The 1537-nt window shown below is 75.7% G+C and carries 1 protein-coding gene; it reads left to right on the forward strand.

All coding sequences use genetic code 11. From position 1 onward, the window contains the following. Positions 1-24: 24 nt before the first annotated feature. Entirely contained in the window at positions 25-1521 is a 1497-nt protein-coding gene (locus tag UK12_RS32530; RefSeq protein WP_045306812.1) for a sugar transferase, read from the forward strand. Positions 1522-1537: the final 16 nt, after the last annotated feature.

The raw sequence follows: 1537 nt of genomic DNA on the forward strand, positions 1-1537 counted from the left end.
CACAGCAGGGGAGTTCGTGCGCTGATGACCATTGACCACGAGAGCGTGCCGCGTCCAGGACGCCCCCTGCCGAACTCCCGGCGGACCGCCGCCGCCATCCTCGACCGGCCGGCCGGGACCGCCCAGACCCGTACCGCGGCGGCGGTCGGGCGGCACCGCAGACCGCTGCAGTCCCGGATCGCGGTGCCGAGCGGGCTGCTGGCCGTCGACACCCTCGCGGTCTGCGCGGCCACCGGATTCACCGCCGACCGCACCGGCCGGCCCCTGCTCGGCGCGGTCGCCGTCCTGCCCCTGCTGCTCCCGCTCAACCTCACCGCCGGCCTCTACCGCACCAGGCTGACCGTCTCCGCACTCGACGAACTCCCCGTACTCGCCACCCGGGCCACCGTCGCGCTGGCCTTCGCGGTCACCCTCTCCGCCTGCCTGGACGGCCTGCCCGACGTGGCCGCCGCGCACCCGCTGCGCCTGCTGGCCACCCTGGCCGCCCTGATCCTGCTCGCCGCCGGCGGCCGGGCGCTGGTCTACCGGCTGCTGCGCCGCGCCCGGTGCCGCCGCCCCAGCCCGGCCCTGGTGCTCGGCGCCGGCCGGCTCGGCCAGCGCGTGGCCGCCGCCCTCACCGAGCACCGCGAGTACGGCCTGCGCCCGGTCGGCTACCTCGACCCCGACCCCGTCCTGCTCGCCCCCGACGCCAAGCTGCCCGTCCTCGGCGGGCGCGAGGTACTCGAACGCGAGGTCCGGCGCCACCGCATCCACCACGTCGTCGCCACCGAGGGCGCCGCCGACGAAACCGAGACCGCCGCCGCGCTGCGCGAGGCCGCCCGCCTCGGCTGCCAGGTCTGGCTGGTACCCGCGCTGCGCGAGTACGGCACGGTCGCCGGGACCGACCGCGACCAGCTCTGGGGCTTCCCCTGCCTCAAGCTCGGCCGCCCCGCGCCGCGCCGTCGCGGCTGGCCCGTCAAGCGGGCCCTGGACATCCTGGCCGCCGGCCTCGGCCTGGTCGCCCTCGCCCCCGTGCTGGCGGCCTGCGCACTGGCCGTCCGCTTCGACACCGGTCCCGGCGTCCTGTTCCGCCAGCAGCGCACCGGGCTCGACGGGCGGTCCTTCACCCTGCTCAAGTTCCGCACCCTGCGCCCCAGCAACGAGCACGAGTCGGCCACCCGCTGGAACATCGCGCAGGACCACCGGATGGGCGCCGTCGGCCGCCTGCTGCGCCGCAGCTCGCTGGACGAGCTCCCGCAGCTGTGGAACGTGCTGCGCGGCGACATGAGCCTGGTCGGCCCGCGTCCCGAACGGCCGTACTTCGTCATGCGGTTCGGCCAGGCCTACCCCGAGTACGCGGACCGCCACCGCGTCCCGGTCGGGCTCACCGGTCTCGCCCAGGTGAACGGCCTGCGCGGGGACACCTCGATCGAGGACCGGGCCCGCTTCGACAACCGCTACATCGAGAACTGGAGCCTCTGGCAGGACACCAAGATCCTGCTCCGCACCGCCGCCCTGATGCTGCACCCGGACGGGAGCTGACATGGCCCTCGCCTTC

It is taken from the genome of Saccharothrix sp. ST-888 (assembly GCF_000955975.1).
Taxonomy (GTDB): Bacteria; Actinomycetota; Actinomycetes; order Streptomycetales; family Streptomycetaceae; genus Kitasatospora.

Excerpts from the sequence above, each read along its gene's own strand:
- UK12_RS32530 (WP_045306812.1), top strand. The coding sequence starts at position 25 with ATGACCATTGACCACGAGAGCGTGCCGCGTCCAGGACGCCCCCTGCCG.